Raw genomic sequence first — 19887 nt, 5'->3', positions numbered from 1 at the left:
TTTGTAGTCGGGATTTTTTGTTTAAAAGAGAGATTTTTTTTTGAAATATCGTAAAAATTAGTAAGAAAAATACATTTGAAATCTCTTGCTTTAGTACATTTGCGACGATAAATTTATTTTATGAAGAAAATTTACTTTGCACTGATGGCTTTGTGCCTTTTTCCTACTGCTAACGCACAGATTGTTAACTTTCCGGATGCTAATTTTAAGGCACAACTATTATTAGCCACTCCTTCAAATTATATTGCATATAATCTGGGGAATACTCCTTTTAAAATTGATGCAAATAGCAATGGAGAAATTGAAGTTGCAGAAGCACAAATGGTTTCAAAGTTGATTGTGCCTCATACAAATATCTTTAGTTTAGAAGGTATAAGATATTTTACTAATCTACGAGAGTTAAATTGTTCGTATACACAAATTACCACACTGAATTTGAGTGGTCTTACAAATTTAAGAGAATTGAACTGTGAGGGTAGTCAATTGACATCAATCAATTTAGAAGGTCTTACAAATTTAGAGGTTTTTTCTTGTTCCGAAAATCAATTATCATCGCTTAATTTGACTGGTCTTACAAGCTTGAAGAATTTTGTTTGTTCTGGCAACCAATTGTCATCATTAAATTTGGCTGGTCTTACAAATCTATATTCATTGCGTTGTGAAAATAACCAGTTGACATCATTAAATTTAAGTGGTTTGTCAAATTTGGATGAAGCATATTGTGGTTCTAACCAATTAACATCACTTACTTTGAACGGTCTTCCAAATTTAAGGAATTTGAATTGTCGTAACAATCAATTCACATCACTGGATTTAAGCGGTCTTACCGATTTAATAGGTTTGTATTGCGGAGGTAACCGGTTAACATCACTGAATTTGAATGTCCTTCCAAATTTAGTTAATCTGGAATGTGATAATAACCAATTCACATCACTAAACCTAAGTAGTCTTACAAATTTGGCTTATATGGATTGTAGTAATAATCAATTCACCTCATTAAATCTAAATGGACTTACAAATTTAGGACTTTTGCATTGTCATCATAATCAATTAACGTCGTTAGATTTCAATGGTCATCCAAATTTATATTATTTGGATTGTAGTGACAATCAAATCACATCATTAAATTTGATTAACGCTGCAAATTTAACTGAATTGCTTTGTGAAAATAATCAGTTAACGTCATTGGATTTAAATGATCTTGCCAGTTTATATAATTTGAATTGTAGTAATAATCCGTTAGAATACTTGTTTTTAAAAAATAATTCTGATGAATATTATGTGGATTATGATGATCCAGCAAATGATTCTCCCATATTTAGGTTTAATAATATACCAAATTTAAGATATATCTGTGCAGATGATTTTCAAGTAAATGCTATTCAAAACAAAGTCAACGAATATGGATATACAAATTGTCATGTAAACACTTACTGTTCATTCGTTCCCGGAGGTGAATTTTATACTATCCAAGGAAATTATAAATTTGATGGTAATAATAATGGTTGTGATGTTTCGGATTCAGCATTTCAAAACCTAAAGTTCCGCATTTCCGATGGAACAAATAGCGGAACTTTTATCTCAGATACTTCAGGAAATTACACAGTCGCTGTTCAGGCTGGTACACATACTATAACTCCAATTTTAGAAAATCCAGCATATTTCAATGTCTCCCCATCATTGGTGAATGTAACTTTTCCAACACAAGCAAGCCCATTCACACAGGATTTTTGTGTGACAGCCAATGGTGTCCATCCCGATTTAGAAGTTACTTTTTTGCCTTTACGTCCGGCAAGACCAGGTTTTGATGCAAAATATAAATTGGTTTATAAGAACAAAGGAAATCAAACACAATCAGGTTCGGTTAACTTAACTTTTAATGATGACGTTTTAGATTTAGTAACGGTTAATCCAGTTACGACAAATCAAACTGTTAATAATCTTATTTGGGATTTTACCAATTTGAAACCTTATGAAACCAGAGAAATTACTATAACCTTAAACGTAAATTCCCCAACAGAAACTCCGGCTGTAAATAACGGAGATGTTTTGAATTATACTGCAACCATTACTTCGGCAGCAACAGACGAAACGCCAAATGATAACACATTTGCATTAAATCAAAAGGTAGTTAATTCTTTCGATCCAAATGACAAAACCTGTCTCCAAGGAGCAGCGATTGCACCGAGCGGAGTAGGGAAGTACGTGCATTACCTTATCCGTTTTGAAAATACAGGAACTTTCCCAGCTGAAAATATTGTGGTGAAAGACATTATTGATACGAGCAAGTTTGATATCAATTCGCTTGTTCCGATGAAAGGAAGTCATCCGTTTGTAACTAATATCACTTCAGGTAACAAAGTGGAATTCATTTTTGAAAACATTAATTTACCGTTTGATGATGCCAATAACGATGGTTATTTGGTGTTTAAAATCAAAACAAAACCAACCTTGGCTGTCGGAAATACATTTACTAATAAGGCAAGCATTTATTTTGATTACAACTTCCCGATTGTAACCAATACTGCGACCACCGCAATCCAGGCATTAAGCACTCAGGATTTTAGTTTTGCGACTTATTTTATGTTGTATCCAAATCCGGTGAAAGATGTTTTGAACATCGAAACCAAGCAAACTATCGAAGTAAGTTCAATAAATATCTACAATCAATTGGGACAGTTGGTGTTGGTGGTTCCAAACGCACAGAATGTTTCGAAAGTGGATGTTTCCAGTATGGCTTCGGGGAATTATTTCATCAAAATCAATTCGGATAAAGGAACATCGAATACCAAGTTTATTAAGAAATAAGATCGCAATTTAATAATAGATTAATCCCAACTGAAAACAGTTGGGATTTTTTAATGTTATTTAATTGTAAGAAAATATGGTTTAAATTTATTTAGATATATTTGCGACTTAAAATTATAACAGATGAAAAAATTATGCTTTTTATTTACTGTTTTCTTGTTGTTTGGTAAAGTGAATGCTCAAACAATCATATTCGGAGATGTTAATCTGAAGAATAGAATATTATGGAATTCAGTTTGTAAAGATATCAATGGTGCCACTTTCACAGTTGATGTCAACAATGACCTGGAAATTCAAGTTAGTGAAGCGTTAAATGTTTATCAGATAAATCTTGATTCATGGTCTAATACAGATTTAACAAGTTTATCAGGTATTGAATATTTTACGAATCTTACTGTTTTAAGATGTGAATCAAATAGTCTGAACAGTATTAATGTTTCCTCGTTGACAAATCTGAGAATACTATATTGTGCACATAATTTGATATCTAGTTTTGATTTGACTGGGCTTACTCGTCTTGAAGAATTCTCGTCCTTTGGTAATCCGGTGACTAGTGTAACTTTAAATGGGTTAAACAGTATTAAAAAGTTGCGATTCGATAATAATGACCTGACAAATTTAGATTTAAGCAATATTAATCATCAGACTTTGCTTGAACTTTGGGTACCTAATAATATGTTGACTACACTTGATGTTTCCGGATTTCCAAATCTTACTCATTTACATTGTAACGATAATCAATTAACAAGTTTAAATATTCAAAACACCAATAATCTGGTTAGGATTTATTGTCATAATAATAGTTTGCCAGAAATAGATTTTAACGGAAAAACCAGTCTTACAGATCTATGGTGCTATAATAATTTATTTGTCGATTTAGATTTTTCACAATTAATTAGTCTTGATGATTTTAATTGTAGCAATAATCATTTACTGACGTTAATAACCAAGAATGGTCATATTGAAAATACTACCATTGCTAATTTTTCCGGTAATAGGTTTTTACGTTATTTATGTGTTGACGAAGGGCAGACCTATCAATATCAGCAATTGTTAAATCAATATGGGTATAGTAATTGTAATTTGAATTCATATTGTTCTTTTACACCGGGAGGAAATTATAATATTATTCAGGGAGATAATATTTACAATTTGAATACTAATTGTGATAGTAGTAATCCAAAAGTTCCGAACCTTAGATATGCTATTAACACAAATGGTTCGAATGAGGGCTTAACCGCAAACACCTCAGGACATTTTGTAATTCCGGTTGTGGATGGAACCACTACGATTACACCAATTTTTGAAGAGCCGTCTTATTTTACATGTAATCCGACCTCAGTTTCTTTAGATTTTCCTTCACAGACAAGTCCTTATAATACTAATTTTTGTATAACTTCAAACGGCTCACATCCTGATTTAGAAATTGTTATTTTACCTACTTGTCCGGCAAGACCGGGTTTTTTAGTTACACATAAAATTATATTTAAAAATAAAGGGAATACATTAGAATCAGGCGTTGTGACTTTGAATTTCAATGATGCGGTTTTAGACTTAATCAGTTCAATTCCTGCGTACACTTCTCATACAACAAATGTAGTGACGTGGAATTATTCAAATTTGGCACCATTTGAAACAAGAGAAATTTCCCTTTCCTTTAATTTAAATTCTCCTCAATCCAATCCTCCAGTAAATAATGGTAACATACTTTATTATACAGCTTCTGTTTCTTTGCAAAACAGTGATGAAAGACCGAATGATAATAGTTGGTCTTACGCTCAAACAGTGGTGGGCTCTTTTGACCCTAATGATAAAAGATGTTTAGAAGGTACAACCATACCTGTATCAAAAGTTGGAGATTTTGTGCATTACATGATTCGTTTTGAAAATACGGGAACTTATCAAGCTGAAAATATTGTTGTCAAAGACATGATTGATACAAACAAGTTTGATATCAATTCAATTGTACCAATCAAAGGCAGTCATAATTACAATACTAGAATTAATGGTAACAAAGTGGAATTCATTTTCGAAAATATCAATTTACCGTTTGACGATGCTAATAATGATGGCTTTGTTGCTTTCAAAATCAAAACAAAACCGACATTGGTAAATGGAAATACTTTCAGCAATTCAGCAAGCATTTATTTCGATTATAACTTCCCGATCGTAACCAATACGGCAACTACAACGATCCAAACATTAAGCACTCAGGATTTTAGTTTTGCGACTTATTTTATGTTATATCCGAATCCTGTAAATAACGTTTTGAACATCGAAACCAAACAGACTATCGAAGTAAGTTCCATCAATATCTACAATCAATTGGGACAATTGGTGTTGGTGGTTCCAAACGCACAGAATGTTTCAAAAGTGGATGTTTCCAGTTTATCTTCCGGAAATTATTTCATCAAAATCAATTCGGATAAAGGAACATCGAATACTAAATTTATTAAACAGTAATTTATATTTTTTATAGATCGAAATCCCGATTACAGTTTGTAGTCGGGATTTTTTTATCCGCCAAAATCACTGTTCCAAATATTAACATTGAAATTTTTACCTCTTGAAACGGCATAGTAGATTCCGATAGCGCACCAATATTTAAATATAAACAGGAAGGAAATAAACCTCATCGTTGCAGTGTCTGACTTTCCTAAAAATGTTTCAGGCACTAACAAACAGCAAACGGCGCTCAACATTAGGAAAAATAGGATCAGAGTTCCAAGATTGCGGAAGGGTAGTACCAGCCATTTTCTGAGCGGATGCAAGTCATTTCCCCATTTGTGGATTAAATAATAATAGTCATTACCAAGAGGTGCAAATAAAAGCGGGTCATTGTATTTTTTTAATTGAAATACTTTGGAAGGGGCAATCATCTTAAATCCACACAATTGAGTATGATGCTTTTTTTCCAGATTTGTTATTTTAGAGACGGCTTCTTCGGGAAAAGGAAGTTTATAAAGATGGCTGTCTAAAAATCGTAAGCGGTAATCGATACAGATTGCCTTTATCTGGTTTAGGTGAAAGATTCTGTCGGTTTCCAGTAAATCAAAGTCGAATATGTTTTCTGTGACTTCTGATTTAGAACCGAGTTTTTTACGAATGGCAATTCTTTTGTTTTCGTCTTCTGCTAATAATAAATTGGCAAAAGCTACCGGATCGGTGTAAGAACCGGATTTATTTCGCTGATTAATTAGCTTCTCATGAATATTTGTTTTCTTAAGCAGCATGGTAATGTTTTTTTGGAGAAATAAACATTCATTGTAGACTCTAAGTTAGTAATTTAAATGCTGATTATCAAGTAGTTGTAAAGGTTTTTGTTGGGTGGTTTGCAAAAAAAAATCCTGCAAGTCCGAAAACTTTGCAGGATTTAAAATTGTATTTGTGGTCTTTATATAAGCTTATCGTAACTGAGCGCCAACTTCTTTTTCGAAATTCTGTTGCAATTTGCTCATGATTTTATCAATCTGTGCATCAGTAAGTGTTTTTGAAGCATCCTGAATCGCAAAACTTACCGCGTAAGACTTTTTACCTTCAGGAAGTTTATTTCCTTCGTAAACGTCAAATAAGTTAACGTCTTTCAGCAACGATTTTTCTGTTTGCTTTGCAATGGAGTAGATTTGTTCAAATTGTACATTACTGTCAACCAACAAAGCTAAATCCCTGCGTACTTCAGGATATTTCGGAATTTCAACAAACTTGATTTTATTCGAAATTAGTTTTAAAACTTCACTCCAATTAAAATCGGCAAATAAAACTTCCTGTTTGATGTCGAAATGTTTAAGGATCGATTTCTTAACGGTTCCGAATTCAACAATGGTTTCCTGGCCTACAGCCAACGCAATTCCTTCCGAAAAAACATCATTATCCAACGGTTGAGTTGTAGTTTTTTCAATTCCCAAACGGGATAATATTGCCGTAATATAACCTTTGAACAGGAAGAAGTCGGACGGTTTTTCAGCCGTGGTCCAGCTTTCCATTAATCGGTTTCCGGTCACGAATAACGTTAAATGCTTCATTTCGGTATAACCGGAAGGCATTTTATGGTATGATTTTCCGAACTCGAATAATTTCAAATCGGATTTTTTTCTGTTGATATTATAAGATACAGCCTCTAAACCGCTAAACAACAATGACTGGCGCATAGCCGATAAATCATTGCTCAACGGGTTCAGCATCGTTACATTATACTCTTCTTTCAGTTTTTCAGTTAAGCTGATGTACTGAGGAGAAGTCAGTGAATTTGCCATCATTTCATTGAATCCCTGTGAAGCCAATTGGTTGGCAATTACATTCTGAATTTTGTAATCTTCAGTGCGGGACGTATTGGAAATAGAAGCGTTTAATTTTGTCGTAAAGTTGATGTTGTTGTATCCGTAAACACGTAAAATCTCTTCAATCACGTCGATTTCACGTTGTACATCCACACGGTAAGCTGGAACTGTCAATCCTAAGCCGGCATCAGAAACACTGTTAACCTTGATATCTAAAGAAACTAAAATTTTCTTGATGGTTTCTTTCGGGATTTCCTGTCCGATAATCTTATTGACATTAGCAAAATTCAGCACTATAGAGAAATCCTCGATTTTTTTCGGATAAATATCGATAGGATCCGAAGTGATTTCACCACCTGCAACTTCCTGAATTAAAAGAGCAGCACGTTTCATCGCATATTCCGTAATGGTGGGATCAATTCCTCTTTCGAAGCGGAAAGAAGCATCCGTACTTAAAGTATGTCTTTTAGCAGTTTTTCTAATCGATATTGGGTTGAAGTAAGCACTTTCAAGGAAAATAGCAGTCGTGTTTTCAGTAACGCCGGAATTTTTTCCTCCGAAAACACCCGCGATGCACATTGGTCCGCTTTCGTCACAAATCATCAGATCTTCTTCGTGAAGTGTTCTTTCAACTTCATCAAGAGTGGTGAATTTAGTTCCGGCAGGAAGTGTTTTTACAATAACTTTATTTCCTCTGATTTTAGCAGCGTCAAAAGCGTGTAATGGCTGTCCCAATTCATGTAAAACATAATTGGTAACGTCAACAACGTTGTTTTTCGGAGTCAAACCGATTGCTTTCAAACGGTTTTGCAACCAACTAGGAGACGGTTTAACCGTGATACCCGATATGGTAACTCCGCAATATCTTGGCGCCAGTTTTGTGTCTTCAACTTTTATGTCGATTTTCAGCGTACGTTTTTCAACTTTAAATTTACTCACAGAAGGAGTCATCAATTCAGAATGATGATTTCCTTTCTGAATTAACCCTGCGCGCAAATCTCTGGCAACACCTAGGTGACTCATCGCATCGGCACGGTTTGGCGTTAATCCGATTTCGAAAACCTCATCGGTTTCGATATTGAATACTTTGGAAGCAGGAGTTCCCGGAACAAGATTCTCGGCAAGAATCATAATCCCGTCATGAGATTCACCAAGACCTAATTCGTCTTCGGCGCAAATCATTCCGTGACTTTCCTCTCCGCGGATTTTTCCTTTTTTGATTTCGAAAGCGTTTCCTTCATTGTCATACAATTTCGTTCCGATGGTAGCCACAGGAACTTTTTGACCGGCTGCAACATTAGGAGCTCCACATACAATCTGAACCGGCGCATTACCGTTGCCTAAATCGACAGTAGTGATTCTTAATTTATCGGCATTCGGATGTGGAATGCAGGTAAGTACGTGACCAACTACAACACCTTCCAGACCTCCTTTAAGGCTTTCATATTTGTCTACACTTTCTACTTCAAGACCTAAATCAGTAAGCAGGGCAGAAGTATCTTCAGAGTTCCAGTCAATTTTGATGAATTGTTTTAACCAATTGTATGATATGCGCATTTCTGTATCGTTTTATAAGTCTGCAAAGATAATAATTGTCTGTTATTTTTTGCTACAAAACAGGGAGCAATTATGTATGAAATTGAGTACTTCTAAATTAATATTTTCTTAAATTTGTGTAAACACTTACACATTTGGAAACGAAAGTAGGTTTGTACGATACAATTAAAAGGAACAAGGTTCTTTTTATGTTGCTGAAGGGCTTTGGCGTACTGTTACTTTTGTTTGTCTTAATATATTTAGGATTAGGTATTTATCTTTCTGCCAGAAAAGACAAAATCAAAAACAATCTCACCGAATTAATTAACGAAAAAAGTACAGGAGAAATAAAGATAGGAGACTTGGAAGTTTCCTTATTTCAGGGGTTTCCGAGTCTGACTGTCCAGGTTAAAAATGTAACCGTTAAAGACAGCCTGTGGCATCTTCATAAGAGAACGCTGTTAAAGGCGGATAAAGTGTATGCAAAAGTTTCACCTTGGGCGATTTTAAAGAAAACGATTTCGGTAAACAATCTGACCATTAAAAATGCGGTTATTGATATTTATGCCGATGAAAAGGGATATAGTAACGTGTCCGTTTTTACCAATTTCAAGAAAAAGAAAAAGGAGGAGGAAAAAGAAAAATCTGCTTTAGAAGTAAATATTGACGAAATCGACTTTACAGATGTTACATTTATTTCTGAGAATCAAATCAAGAAGAAAAATTTCAATTTCAAAACATCAAACCTGGAGGTGCTTATGTCCCGCAATGAAACAGGATGGAAAGCAGCTGTTGATGTGAAAACGTTTGTAAATAACATGGCGTTTAATACGACAAGAGGCAGTTTTGCAGAAAAGAAATCTATTAAAGGAAAGTTAGATGTTGTTTATGAAAGTGAAAAAAAACAAATAGGCATTTACTCTAACGAACTGAATATCGGAAATAATCCTTTTGAAGTCAAAGCAACATTTGGAACTTCAAAAAACAATCCGCTTTTTAAAATAATGCTTTTTTGTCCATCGATTCAATGGAGGGAAGCTTCTTCTTTGTTGTCCAACAATATCAAAACTAAATTAGATAAATTCAATTTGTCAGAACCTTTTGATGTACGATGTAATATCAAAGGCAATCTTAATATCAAAGGCAATCCTTCTATTCATGTGATTGCAAACATGGAAAACAATAAGTTGATTACAAAAAATGAAATCATCGATGATTGTAATTTTAAAGGGGAATTTACCAATAACTATGTGAAAAACGGAATCTTCGGAGATCCGAATTCAGCCGTATTTCTGCATGATTTTAGGGGGAATTACAGAGGAATCCCGTTCACAACAAAGGACATGATGATTTTTAATCTGAAAAAACCAACAGCATCAGGATCTGTAAAAAGTGATTTTGACGTCACAGCTTTTAATTCGATTTTCTCTAAAGACCTGCTTCAATTTACAAAAGGGAAAGCTACTGTTTCAGTACAATTTAAAGCGAACGTGGTTGATTTGAAAATCTCTAAGCCTTTTATTATTGGGAATGTCAGTATTTTGAATTCGGATTTTACTTATGGGCGCAGTAAGTTCGGTGTTGCTGACTGTAATTTAAAAATGAAATTTACCCAGGATAAACTCGACATAAGGACTTTTGGTTTTAAAACCCCGAAAAGTGAGTTTCAGATGAAAGGTTATGCAGGGAATTTCATGAATCTGTATTACGATAATCCTGAAAAAATAGTTTTGAACCTGGATATCAATTGTCCTAAAATAGATTTGTCGGAGTTTATTTTTATGCTGAAACAGAATAAGAAAGGAACGACAAAAAAAACGACAAAAACAAAGAACAGATCCGACTTTTTAGAAAAAGCACTTAATAGCAGCAATCTGTCTCTTAATCTGAAAATCAATAAACTGACTTATAAAAAATTTGCAGCTACAAATGCGGTTGCAAACATAAAAACATCTAGCGACAATATTACGATTGAAAAAGTAGCCATCCGCAAAGGAAATGGAGCTATCAACCTTAACGGAATAATTGATCGTACCGGTAAAAATGATGATTTTAATCTCGGTGTAAATGTATCGAAATTGGATATCAGGGATTTGCTATATTCATTTGATAATTTCGGATCTTCTACCATTAACTATAAAAACATTACCGGTATTATCGATCTGAATACCAGTCTTAATGGAATCCTTGAAGATAATGGCGGTATTGCGAGAAACTCATTGAACGGAAATCTTAATTTTGTTTTAAAGAATGGTGCCTTTATTAATTTCAAGCCCATTGAGAATGTTGGACAAAAAGTGTTTCCAAAGCGGAATTTTAAAAAAGTAACTTTTGAGATTTTAAAAGGAGATTTTAAAATAAGTAATAGAAAGGTTTATATAAGTCCTATGAAAATCAACACAAGTGTTTTAAATTTTGATTTAAGTGGAGTTTATGCTCTTGAAAAAGGTACAAATCTTTTAGTTGATGTTTATTTACGCGATCCACAAAAAGACAAAAACATCAAAAATGCTAAAACTAAGAAGAAAAAAAGGGACGAAGGAATGTCAGTTCATTTGATGGCTGTTGATGGTCCCGACGGAAAAGTGAAAGTAAAGCTTCGAACCCTTAAAATTAAATAAGGATTCAAAGCAGTTGCTTACTTAGATTAATAAACATCTAAATCAAAAGATATTTCATTTTCCGAATTTATACTCTTAAAGAGCCTCGAAATCCTCTGGCAGCATAATACGATTCTGCACCATTGTGATAAAGGAAGACTGTACCATAACGGAAATCACAGAAGACCGCACCTCCAAGTTTTCGGATATCGGCAGGTGTTTTCACCCAGCTTGATGTTTTTGAGTCGAATTTACCAAATTTCATCATTCCTCGGTATTCGTCTTCCGTTAGCAGTTCAATGCCTATCGAAGTGGCCATGTCAAGAGCACTGTCTGCTGGTTTATATTCTTTTCGAGAGTCAAGGGCAGCACGGTCGTAGCACAGACTTCTTCTGCCTTTAGGACTTTCTGCGGAACAATCATAAAAAATAAATTCGTCTGTATTTTTATCATAACCAACCACATCAGGTTCGCCTCCGGTTTGTTCCATTTCATTAAGGGACCAGAGTTTGTCTGTATTGGCTTCCAATTTTGCTTGCATTTTTGTCCATTCAAAGCCTTCATGACGGTTCATGTTTTTCTCGAAACGTGTTTTTAGTGTTTTGAACAGTTCTTCGCGTTGTTCCTGAGATAATTCTTTTTTATTTGCCATTGTTGTAATGTGTTGATTTGATTAGAGAATATTGGGTTAATACATAATTCTGGGTTTCTGCTTGATATATTGATTTTGTTCTGCCACTGAGAGCATAAATTGAGCTAAATCTTTTCGGGAGATGGTAAACAGTAACGAATTTGATAAAATAGATTCACCTACTCTGTATTCGCCTGTAAATTTGCCATTGGTTAACTTGGGAGCTCGCACAATAGTCCAGTCCAAATCACTGCTCTCAATTATTTTTTCCTTGGTTTTATGGTCCTGAGTAGCCTTTTCCAATATAAGTGGCATTATGTAATTCGCTAAGAATCCAAATCCTTTTTTGTTGTCGTCTACACCGATGAATGAGAGATAAACAAAACGCTTTACGGCTTTTGACTTCATGGCATTGACAATGTTGTTGATCCCTGCTATCAGGGCAGGATCACTTATGAAAGGCGTTTTGGCTCCTAATGCACAAATAACGGCATCCTGATTTTCAATGGAGTGTTCAACAGCATCTACATCGGTTACATCACCTTTAAAAACGGTTAAATTCGGATTTTGCAGATGGAAATTTTCAGGAGTCCTTACAAAAGCAGTAGCCTGATGTCCTTTTTCTACAGCCTGTTGAGTTAATTGTAAACCTGTTAAACCCGACGCGCCAAATATCAGTATTTTCATTATTTTTATGATTTAACGATGAGTCATTAATGTTCACGGCTTATTTCTTAAGAAACGAAATCAAGCCCTTAAAATAAACTTCCTGATCGTCATAAAAGTCCATGTGGCTTCCTTTAGGGCAGAACAGATAAGTTCCATTTTTAAGCGATTTTGCCATTTGTTCCATATGCTTCGGATCCATGGTGTCGTAACGTGCACCAATTACCAGGGTAGGAATGGTAATGTTTTTTAAGTCGGGCTGGCGGTTCCATTTCTCGAGTTTACCAGAAATGCCAAATTCGCTTGGTCCCTGCATGGTTACGTAAAGTGACTGGTTCATTTTCGAAAACGAACGCTGAACCGGTTCCGGCCAGTCTTTTGCAGGCATGCGTAAAACGTGTTTCTCATAAAAATTAGGCATCAGCAATTCCATGTAACGTGGATTGGAAAAATCGCTTTTTGCTTCAATGGTTCTCAATTCTTTCAGTACTTCAGGATCCATTTGTTTGGAAAGAACCTCATCGGCGTATTTTCCGTAGGCAACAGCATCCGACATCATATTGGAAATGATTAACCCTTTCATATTATTCTGGTACTTCATGGTATATTCCATCGCGAGAATTCCGCCCCAAGAGTGTCCCAATAAATAAAAATTGTCTTTGCTGAGGTTAAGAGCTTTGCGAACCTGTTCTACTTCTTCCACATAACGCGGCAAATCCCAAAGAGAAACATCATTAGGGTTATCTGAATTTCCACAACCCAATTGATCATAATAGATGAACTCGATTCCTTCTGCTGGGAGAAAACTTTCGAAACATTCGAAATATTCATGAGTGGCACCGGGGCCTCCGTTCAATAAAAGCACTTTGGTTGTTGGGTTATTTCCAAAGCGTTTTGTCCATACTTTAAATGTGCCTTTCGGGGTCTCAATCGGAATTATCTGAATACCTCCGGTTTGAATCGAATCATTACTTTTCTGAAAATAAGGATTTGTTTGGGCTGTTTGTTTTTCCGAAGTTTCCTTGCAGCTATGGAAAAACGAGGATGACAGTAATGCAAGCAATAAAAGGGAACATTTTTTTATCATGGATTTTTCTTATAAAATTAAAGAATTTCCCCGACATGTCTTTTAATGTTCTCTGATATTTTTTTTGTAGGTAAGTCGTTTTCATCATCCCCAAACGGATCTTCAATTTCTTCGGCAATCAGTTCCAAACTTGCGAGTACATAAAAGATGAAAACCACAACCGGAACTACATAATAGCCTAATGTGAAAGCATATCCGAAGGGCAAAGTCATCACATAAAAGAAAATGAATTTTTTAAGGAAAGCACTGTAAGAGTATGGAATAGGTGTGTTTTTAATGCGCTCACATGCTCCGCAGATATCTGTAAAGGATTGAATTTCAGAATTGAGAATGATTAATTGATCACCGGTTATTTTTCCTGAGTTGTACAAATCATTGATCTTTTCAAACATCATTTTAGCCACCTGATTTGGTCTGTGTTTTTCATGATCGATTTTTAAATCCAAACCATCAAAAAGCATTAAGCCGGTCTCTTCATTTTTTAAGTGTTTATGTAAGATTGAAGCATAACCGGGAATGGCTTTTCTGAAATAAGCACGGTCGTGTTCATCTCTTAAAATCACAGATAGTTTCATGGCCAAATTACGACTGTTGTTAACTAAGCTGCCCCACATTCTTCGGCCTTCCCACCATCTGTCGTAAGCGGTATTCGTTCTGAAGACCAACAGTAATGAAATTACAAAACCCAGCATTCCGTGCATGGCTCCGATATTTCTCACATAACTATCTTCAGGAAGATCTAAATAACTAACTTCTAAATAGCCAATGATGCCTGAATAAATGCTAATGAAAATCATTAGCGGCAGTAAAAGCCTAAAAGTGTCTGCCTTATGAAAACGAAAAATGAAAGTAATCCAGTCCTTTGGGTTGTATTGTACCATATCTTGATTTATGAGTTATCACTGTCCTCTAATTTCTTGTATCTTGTTTCTCTTCTCCAGCCTAACTAATGTAATTCCAGATGGTTTTCTTTTTGCTTATTTCAATGAATACCCTTCTGAGTGTCTGATGTTCCGGTTTTTCCATTGCAGCGTCATCTTTTAAAAGCTTTATGGCGTGGTGACGGGCTAACAGTAAAACATCCTTGTCTTTTACCAGATCAGCTATTTGTAAGTTTAAAACACCACTCTGTTGTTTTCCCATTATATCGCCAGGTCCGCGAAGTTTTAAATCGACTTCCGCAATCTCAAAACCGTCATTTGTCGCACACATGGTTTCGATTCGGGTTTTGGTATCGTTGCTCAACTTATGTCCGGTCATTAAGATGCAGTAACTCTGCTCGGCGCCACGTCCGACTCTCCCACGTAACTGATGCAATTGTGATAATCCGAAACGCTCGGCGCTCTCAATAATCATCACGCTGGCATTGGGAACATTAACACCGACTTCAATAACCGTCGTTGCAACCATTATATTGGTTTTTCCTTCTGAAAAGCGCTTCATTTCGGCATCTTTTTCAGACGGTTTCATTTGTCCGTGTACAATTGAAACGGAATATTGAGGTAATGGAAAATCACGTGAAATTCCTTCGTAACCATCCATCAAGTCTTTATAATCCATTTTTTCCGATTCCTGGATGAGCGGATATACAATATAGATCTGTCTACCCTTGGCAATTTCATCCCTCAGGAATTTCCATACTTTCAGTCGGTTATTGTCATAACGATGTACGGTTTGGATTGGCTTTCTGCCCGGCGGTAATTCGTCAATAACGGAAACATCCAAATCACCATACAAACTCATCGCTAAAGTACGCGGAATAGGAGTGGCGGTCATTACCAGAACGTGTGGAGGAACTTCATTTTTTTTCCACAACTTACTGCGCTGCTCCACGCCAAAACGATGCTGCTCATCTATAATTGCCAGACCAAGATTTTTGAATTGCACCTTGTCTTCCAATAAAGCATGTGTACCGATTATGATGTGCAGACTGCCGTTTTCAAGTTCTTCATGGATGATTTTTCTATCTGAAGTTTTAGTTGAACCGGTTAATAGTTTTATGTTGAGGTTTAGATCTTTGGCCAATTCGGTTATACCGACAAAATGTTGTGAAGCTAGGATTTCTGTCGGCGCCATTAGACAAGCCTGAAAACCGTTATCGATAGCCAAAAGCATACTCATCAATCCAACGATGGTTTTTCCGGAACCAACATCTCCCTGAAGTAATCGGTTCATTTGTGCATTGCTGCCTAAATCATTTCGGATTTCTTTCAGTACTTTTTTCTGCGCATTGGTTAAATCAAACGGAAGGTGATTGTTATAGAAGGTCGTAAAATAATCGCCTACTTTTTCAAAAGGATGTCCTTTAATTTTATGTTTGCGGATGAGGTTCTTCGTAATCAGTTGCAACTGGATAAAGAACAATTCTTCAAATTTCAATCGGAATTGCGCTTTGGCTAAAAGTTCCTGACTCTTCGGAAAATGAATGTTGAAGATCGCAGCGTTCTTCGGTATCAGCTTTAGTTCTTCGAGTAGATAGGTTGGAAGGGTTTCGGTGAATAAAGAATGCGTTTCAATAAACAACTGCTGCATCATTTTATTGATGACTTTGTTTGAAATCCCTTTATTGGCAAGTTTTTCGGTACTTGGATAAACCGGTTGCATGGCCGATCGTAAACTTGCTTTATGTTCTTCCAATAATTCCATTTCGGGATGTGCCATGTTGAACAATCCGTTGAAGGAAGTAGTTTTTCCGAAGATGACATAAGGCGTGTTTAATTTCAGATTTTCGCGTATCCATTTCTGTCCCTGAAACCACACCAGTTCCATTTCGCCGGTATCATCCACAAAAGTGGCTACCAGACGTTTGCCTTTTTTCTGTTCGACGGATTTAATGTGGATCACTTTCCCTACAATCTGAACCTCTGAGTTGCTGTTTTGCAGTTCGTTGATTTTGTAATAACGCGTGCGGTCGATGTAACGGTTCGGGTAAAGATTGATTAAATCGCCGTATCGATGAATGTTCAGTTCCTTACGCAACAAATCCCCGCGCTGAGGTCCAACGCCTTTCAGATATTCAATGGGAGTATCTAGCAAGTTATTCATTTTGGCTTGTAAAAAGTAAAGCGAATATAAAACTTAATTTTTCAATTGAAAAGTTATTTCGGAATCAAATCGCAATACCAAAATCCGTAATCAAAAGCACTGTCATTGGTATCGCATGCCGTATTGGAAGATTCTGTTTTTGGTTTTTCATATTTACGATACACAATTTCTCCTATTTCGAAATCGATTGGTTTGGAGAAAATAGGTCCGTCAAAAGTAAAGGTATGAAATTCTCCGTTTTCCCCACAAACATCAACGTTTTCAGGTAAATCGGTTATGAATTGCTCATCAATAACTCTTCCTACAAAACTTTTGTCAAGATTACGTTCGTTAACGCATGTCACTATTGTTTTGAAACCCAAATCCAGAAACTCTTGGATTAACTCTTTGGTATCAATTTTCCAAAGCGGAAAAACGCCTTCCAATTGCATTTCAGCTAATTTATCTTCTCGGTATTTTCGTAAATCTTCCAGGAAAATATCGCCAAAAACAGAATGAGTCACGCCTTTTTCTTTGAAATGATTCAGAGCCTGACGCATGACATCTTCATAAACTTCCATGGTTGGCATTTCGGGAATTTCCATTTTATAAAGTGGTAATCCGATGCTTTGTGCTTGTTGTTCCAGGAGTTCCGCGCGAACGCCATGCATGGAAATACGGTTGTATTGTTTGTTGACGCTCGTTAAAAGCGAAACGATTTCTATTTCGGAATTCTGGAGGGTTTTATATAAGGCGAGAGCTGAATCTTTTCCGCTGCTCCAGTTAAAAAGGGCTTTCTTTTTCAAATCGTGTAATTTGGAAGTAAACATACAAAAATGAGTTTAGTTTATTTCATAGAATTTTGCATGGAAATAATTCTTGTATCCTGTTCTGTCATTCCGACGGAGGAGGAATCTCCTTTTTATGAGATCTCTCCCGTTGGTCGAGATGACAACGTTGTGATTATATTTTTCCCGAGATTAAATTAACCTTTGTATTTTTGGGATTCTTATAAATTTAACATGAAATATTTTTTACTGATTATCACTTCATTCGCTTTTGCACAACAAAGCAAGAAAGTCGATTTTATTTCGTTACACGCCAATCTGAATCCAAATTCCATTGAAAAATCCATCAGTGGAAATGTTGCTTATGATTTTGTAGTGAAATCCAAAACGGATACCATTAAAATTGATGCTGTCAGAATGGAATTCAGTGATGTAAAAATCAATGGTAAATCAGTACAATTTAAAAACTCGGGAAAAACATTAAATCTTTTCGAAGGCTATAAGAAAGGAAAAAACAAACTTGAATTTTTCTATTCGGCAAAACCGAAGCAAACTATGTATTTTGTGGGTGATTTTTCAACAGGTTCCGGACAAATCTGGACGCAGGGTCAAGGGAAATATACGTCACATTGGCTGCCTAGTTTTGACGACGTAAACGAAAAAGTGATCTTTAATATCTCGGCACAGTTCAGAAATGATTTTACGGTTTTATCGAACGGTGTTTTAAAAAGCATCGTCATGAATTCAAAGGGGAATCTAAAAACCTGGAACTACCAAATGCAAAAACCTATGAGTTCCTATTTGGTAATGCTGGCCATAGGTAAGTTTGCTAAGAAAGCAGAAACTTCAAAATCAGGAATACCATTGGAATTTTATCTGCGGGAAGAAGACAAGGACAAATTCTTAACAACCTATAAATATTCAAAAGAGATATTTGACTTTTTTGAGCGCGAAATAGGTGTGAAATATCCTTGGGAAGTCTATCGCCAGGTTCCGGTGATGGATTTTTTATATGCCGGGATGGAAAACACCACATCAACAATTTTCGCGCAGGATTTTGTAGTGGATGAAATCGGGTTTAATGACCGAACTTACATGAATGTAAATGCCCATGAATTAGCCCATCAGTGGTTTGGCGACATGGTTACGGCCCAATCGGGAAAACACCATTGGTTACAGGAAGGTTTTGCGACGTATTATGCATTAATGGCCGAAAAGGAACTCTTTGGCGAGGACCATTTTAATTTCGAATTGTATCAGACGGCAGAAACATTGCAAAGAGCTTCGAAAAAAGATACGATTCCGCTTTTGAACGAAAAAGCAAGTTCGCTTACTTTTTACCAGAAAGGAGCCTGGGCACTGCATTATCTGAGAGAACAAGTTGGTGATAAAGATTTTAAAAAGGCAGTCGAACGTTATTTAAAGAAATACAGATTCGAAAATGTGAATACGGATAATTTTCTGGTTGAGATTAATAAAGTTTCCAAATTCGATACCAATGCCTTTAGAAAAAACTGGTTGGAAGCCTCCGGATTTCAGGTAAATGAAGCATTGGTTATTTTGAAGAAAAACAAATTCATGTCGGATTACCTTAATTTGGTAGAGCAATCGGAAGTACCTTTTTCGGAAAAGAAAACCCGTTTTGAAGCCATTTTGAATTCAGATGCTTTTTATCCGATGAAAGAGGAAGTTGTTTATCAGATGACAGAAGTTCCTTTCGAGGAGAAAAAAGTCCTGCTGGTTGAGGCAATGAAATCGAATAATAGTAAAGTCAGACAAGCCATTGCTGTTACGATGAAACAAATTCCGCCTGATTTCAAAACGGAATACACGACTTTACTGAACGACACTTCTTATTTGACAAGAGAAATAGCGTTTAAAAATTTAATGGCACAATTTCCGGAAGATCGGGTTTCATTATTGGAACAAACCAAAGACTGGGTTGGTTTCAGTGATAAGAATTTACGAATAGCCTGGCTGACATTGGCTTTGGCTAAACCGGACTATCAAGAAGAGAACAAGGTGAAGTTTTATGATGAATTATTGAGGTATACTACGCCGGATTTTGAAGCAAATACAAGACAAAACGCCATTGTAAATTTGTTGTTCCTAAACAAAGCCGATAAAAACGTGTTGCCTAATTTGGTAAATGGGTTGACACACCCAAAATGGCAGTTTACTAAGTTTTGTCGTGAAAAAATAAGGGAAATGCTGAAACAGGATACATTTAAAAAATATTTTCAGGAGTTGTTGCCTACCTTGCCTGAAAACGAAAAAATGCAGCTGCAAAAATTATTGTAAGAATTGTACGCAACCAATTTCTTATGCACGCATCTTTCTACTAGATAAATTTAATTAATGAGGGAATATTTTGGGGGTAAGATAAATATTGGAAGATTTAGAGGCTATATGCAGGCGGAGAAAGAAACATAACGATAAGAGTGGATTGTTATCATTAAAGATTGTATAC

General features: G+C 35.7%; 12 protein-coding genes. 4 read left to right on the top strand and 8 right to left on the bottom strand.

The features are described from left to right. The first annotated feature begins 120 nt into the window (after window positions 1–120). Together LZF87_RS11110 and LZF87_RS11105 are read left to right on the top strand one after the other, a co-directional pair. Window positions 121–2808, top strand: a complete 2688-nt coding sequence (locus tag LZF87_RS11110; RefSeq protein ID WP_244339079.1) for a DUF7619 domain-containing protein — start codon at window positions 121–123, stop codon at window positions 2806–2808. A 123-nt stretch (window positions 2809–2931) separates the two neighbouring features. After that, a complete protein-coding gene (locus tag LZF87_RS11105) occupies window positions 2932–5271 on the top strand; it encodes a DUF7619 domain-containing protein (protein ID WP_244339078.1) in 2340 nt (779 codons plus the stop codon). Between the two features lie 53 nt (window positions 5272–5324). Here the strand turns inward: LZF87_RS11105 and LZF87_RS11100 are convergent, their stop codons facing one another. Next, window positions 5325–6041, bottom strand: a complete 717-nt coding sequence (locus tag LZF87_RS11100; protein ID WP_244339077.1) for a hypothetical protein — start codon at window positions 6039–6041, stop codon at window positions 5325–5327. Between the two features lie 171 nt (window positions 6042–6212). After that, the gene (gene pheT / locus LZF87_RS11095) at window positions 6213–8642 is read right to left on the bottom strand and encodes a phenylalanine--tRNA ligase subunit beta (RefSeq protein WP_244339076.1); all 2430 of its coding nucleotides are present in this window, start codon (window positions 8640–8642) and stop codon (window positions 6213–6215) included. A gap of 134 nt (window positions 8643–8776) precedes the next feature. Between pheT and LZF87_RS11090 the strand changes: the two genes are divergently transcribed. Further along, window positions 8777–11242 carry an AsmA family protein gene (locus LZF87_RS11090; RefSeq protein ID WP_244339075.1) on the top strand — a complete coding sequence of 822 codons (2466 nt, stop codon included), beginning with the start codon at window positions 8777–8779 and terminating at the stop codon, window positions 11240–11242. A 67-nt stretch (window positions 11243–11309) separates the two neighbouring features. Here the strand turns inward: LZF87_RS11090 and LZF87_RS11085 are convergent, their stop codons facing one another. The 6 genes from LZF87_RS11085 to LZF87_RS11060 all read right to left on the bottom strand — a co-directional run bounded on the left by LZF87_RS11085 (window position 11310) and on the right by LZF87_RS11060 (window position 17459). Then, complete coding sequence (locus tag LZF87_RS11085; protein ID WP_244339074.1) at window positions 11310–11873, bottom strand: DUF4256 domain-containing protein; 564 nt, start codon at window positions 11871–11873, stop codon at window positions 11310–11312. 36 nt (window positions 11874–11909) lie between these two features. Next, window positions 11910–12539, bottom strand: a complete 630-nt coding sequence (locus LZF87_RS11080; RefSeq protein WP_244339073.1) for an NAD(P)-dependent oxidoreductase — start codon at window positions 12537–12539, stop codon at window positions 11910–11912. Between the two features lie 40 nt (window positions 12540–12579). Continuing rightward, a complete protein-coding gene (locus LZF87_RS11075; protein WP_413614274.1) occupies window positions 12580–13605 on the bottom strand; it encodes a proline iminopeptidase-family hydrolase in 1026 nt (341 codons plus the stop codon). Window positions 13606–13622: 17 nt separating this feature from the next. After that, the gene (locus tag LZF87_RS11070) at window positions 13623–14486 is read right to left on the bottom strand and encodes a bestrophin family protein (protein ID WP_244339072.1); all 864 of its coding nucleotides are present in this window, start codon (window positions 14484–14486) and stop codon (window positions 13623–13625) included. Between the two features lie 61 nt (window positions 14487–14547). Next, window positions 14548–16650: an ATP-dependent DNA helicase RecG gene (gene recG / locus LZF87_RS11065; RefSeq protein ID WP_244339071.1), complete on the bottom strand. Its 2103-nt coding sequence runs from the start codon at window positions 16648–16650 to the stop codon at window positions 14548–14550. A gap of 53 nt (window positions 16651–16703) precedes the next feature. Continuing rightward, window positions 16704–17459, bottom strand: coding sequence for a diphthine--ammonia ligase (locus LZF87_RS11060; protein ID WP_244339070.1), 756 nt, complete (start codon window positions 17457–17459; stop codon window positions 16704–16706). A gap of 192 nt (window positions 17460–17651) precedes the next feature. Here LZF87_RS11060 and LZF87_RS11055 point away from each other — a divergent pair, with 192 nt between their 5' ends. After that, entirely contained in the window at window positions 17652–19718 is a 2067-nt protein-coding gene (locus tag LZF87_RS11055; RefSeq protein ID WP_244339069.1) for a M1 family metallopeptidase, read from the top strand. The last annotated feature ends 169 nt before the right edge of the window (window positions 19719–19887 follow it).

The sequence above is a fragment of the Flavobacterium enshiense genome (assembly GCF_022836875.1).
Lineage (GTDB): Bacteria > Bacteroidota > Bacteroidia > Flavobacteriales > Flavobacteriaceae > Flavobacterium > Flavobacterium enshiense_A.
Note: the sequence above shows the minus strand (reverse complement) of the source record. Positions and strands in the feature narration are given on the sequence as shown.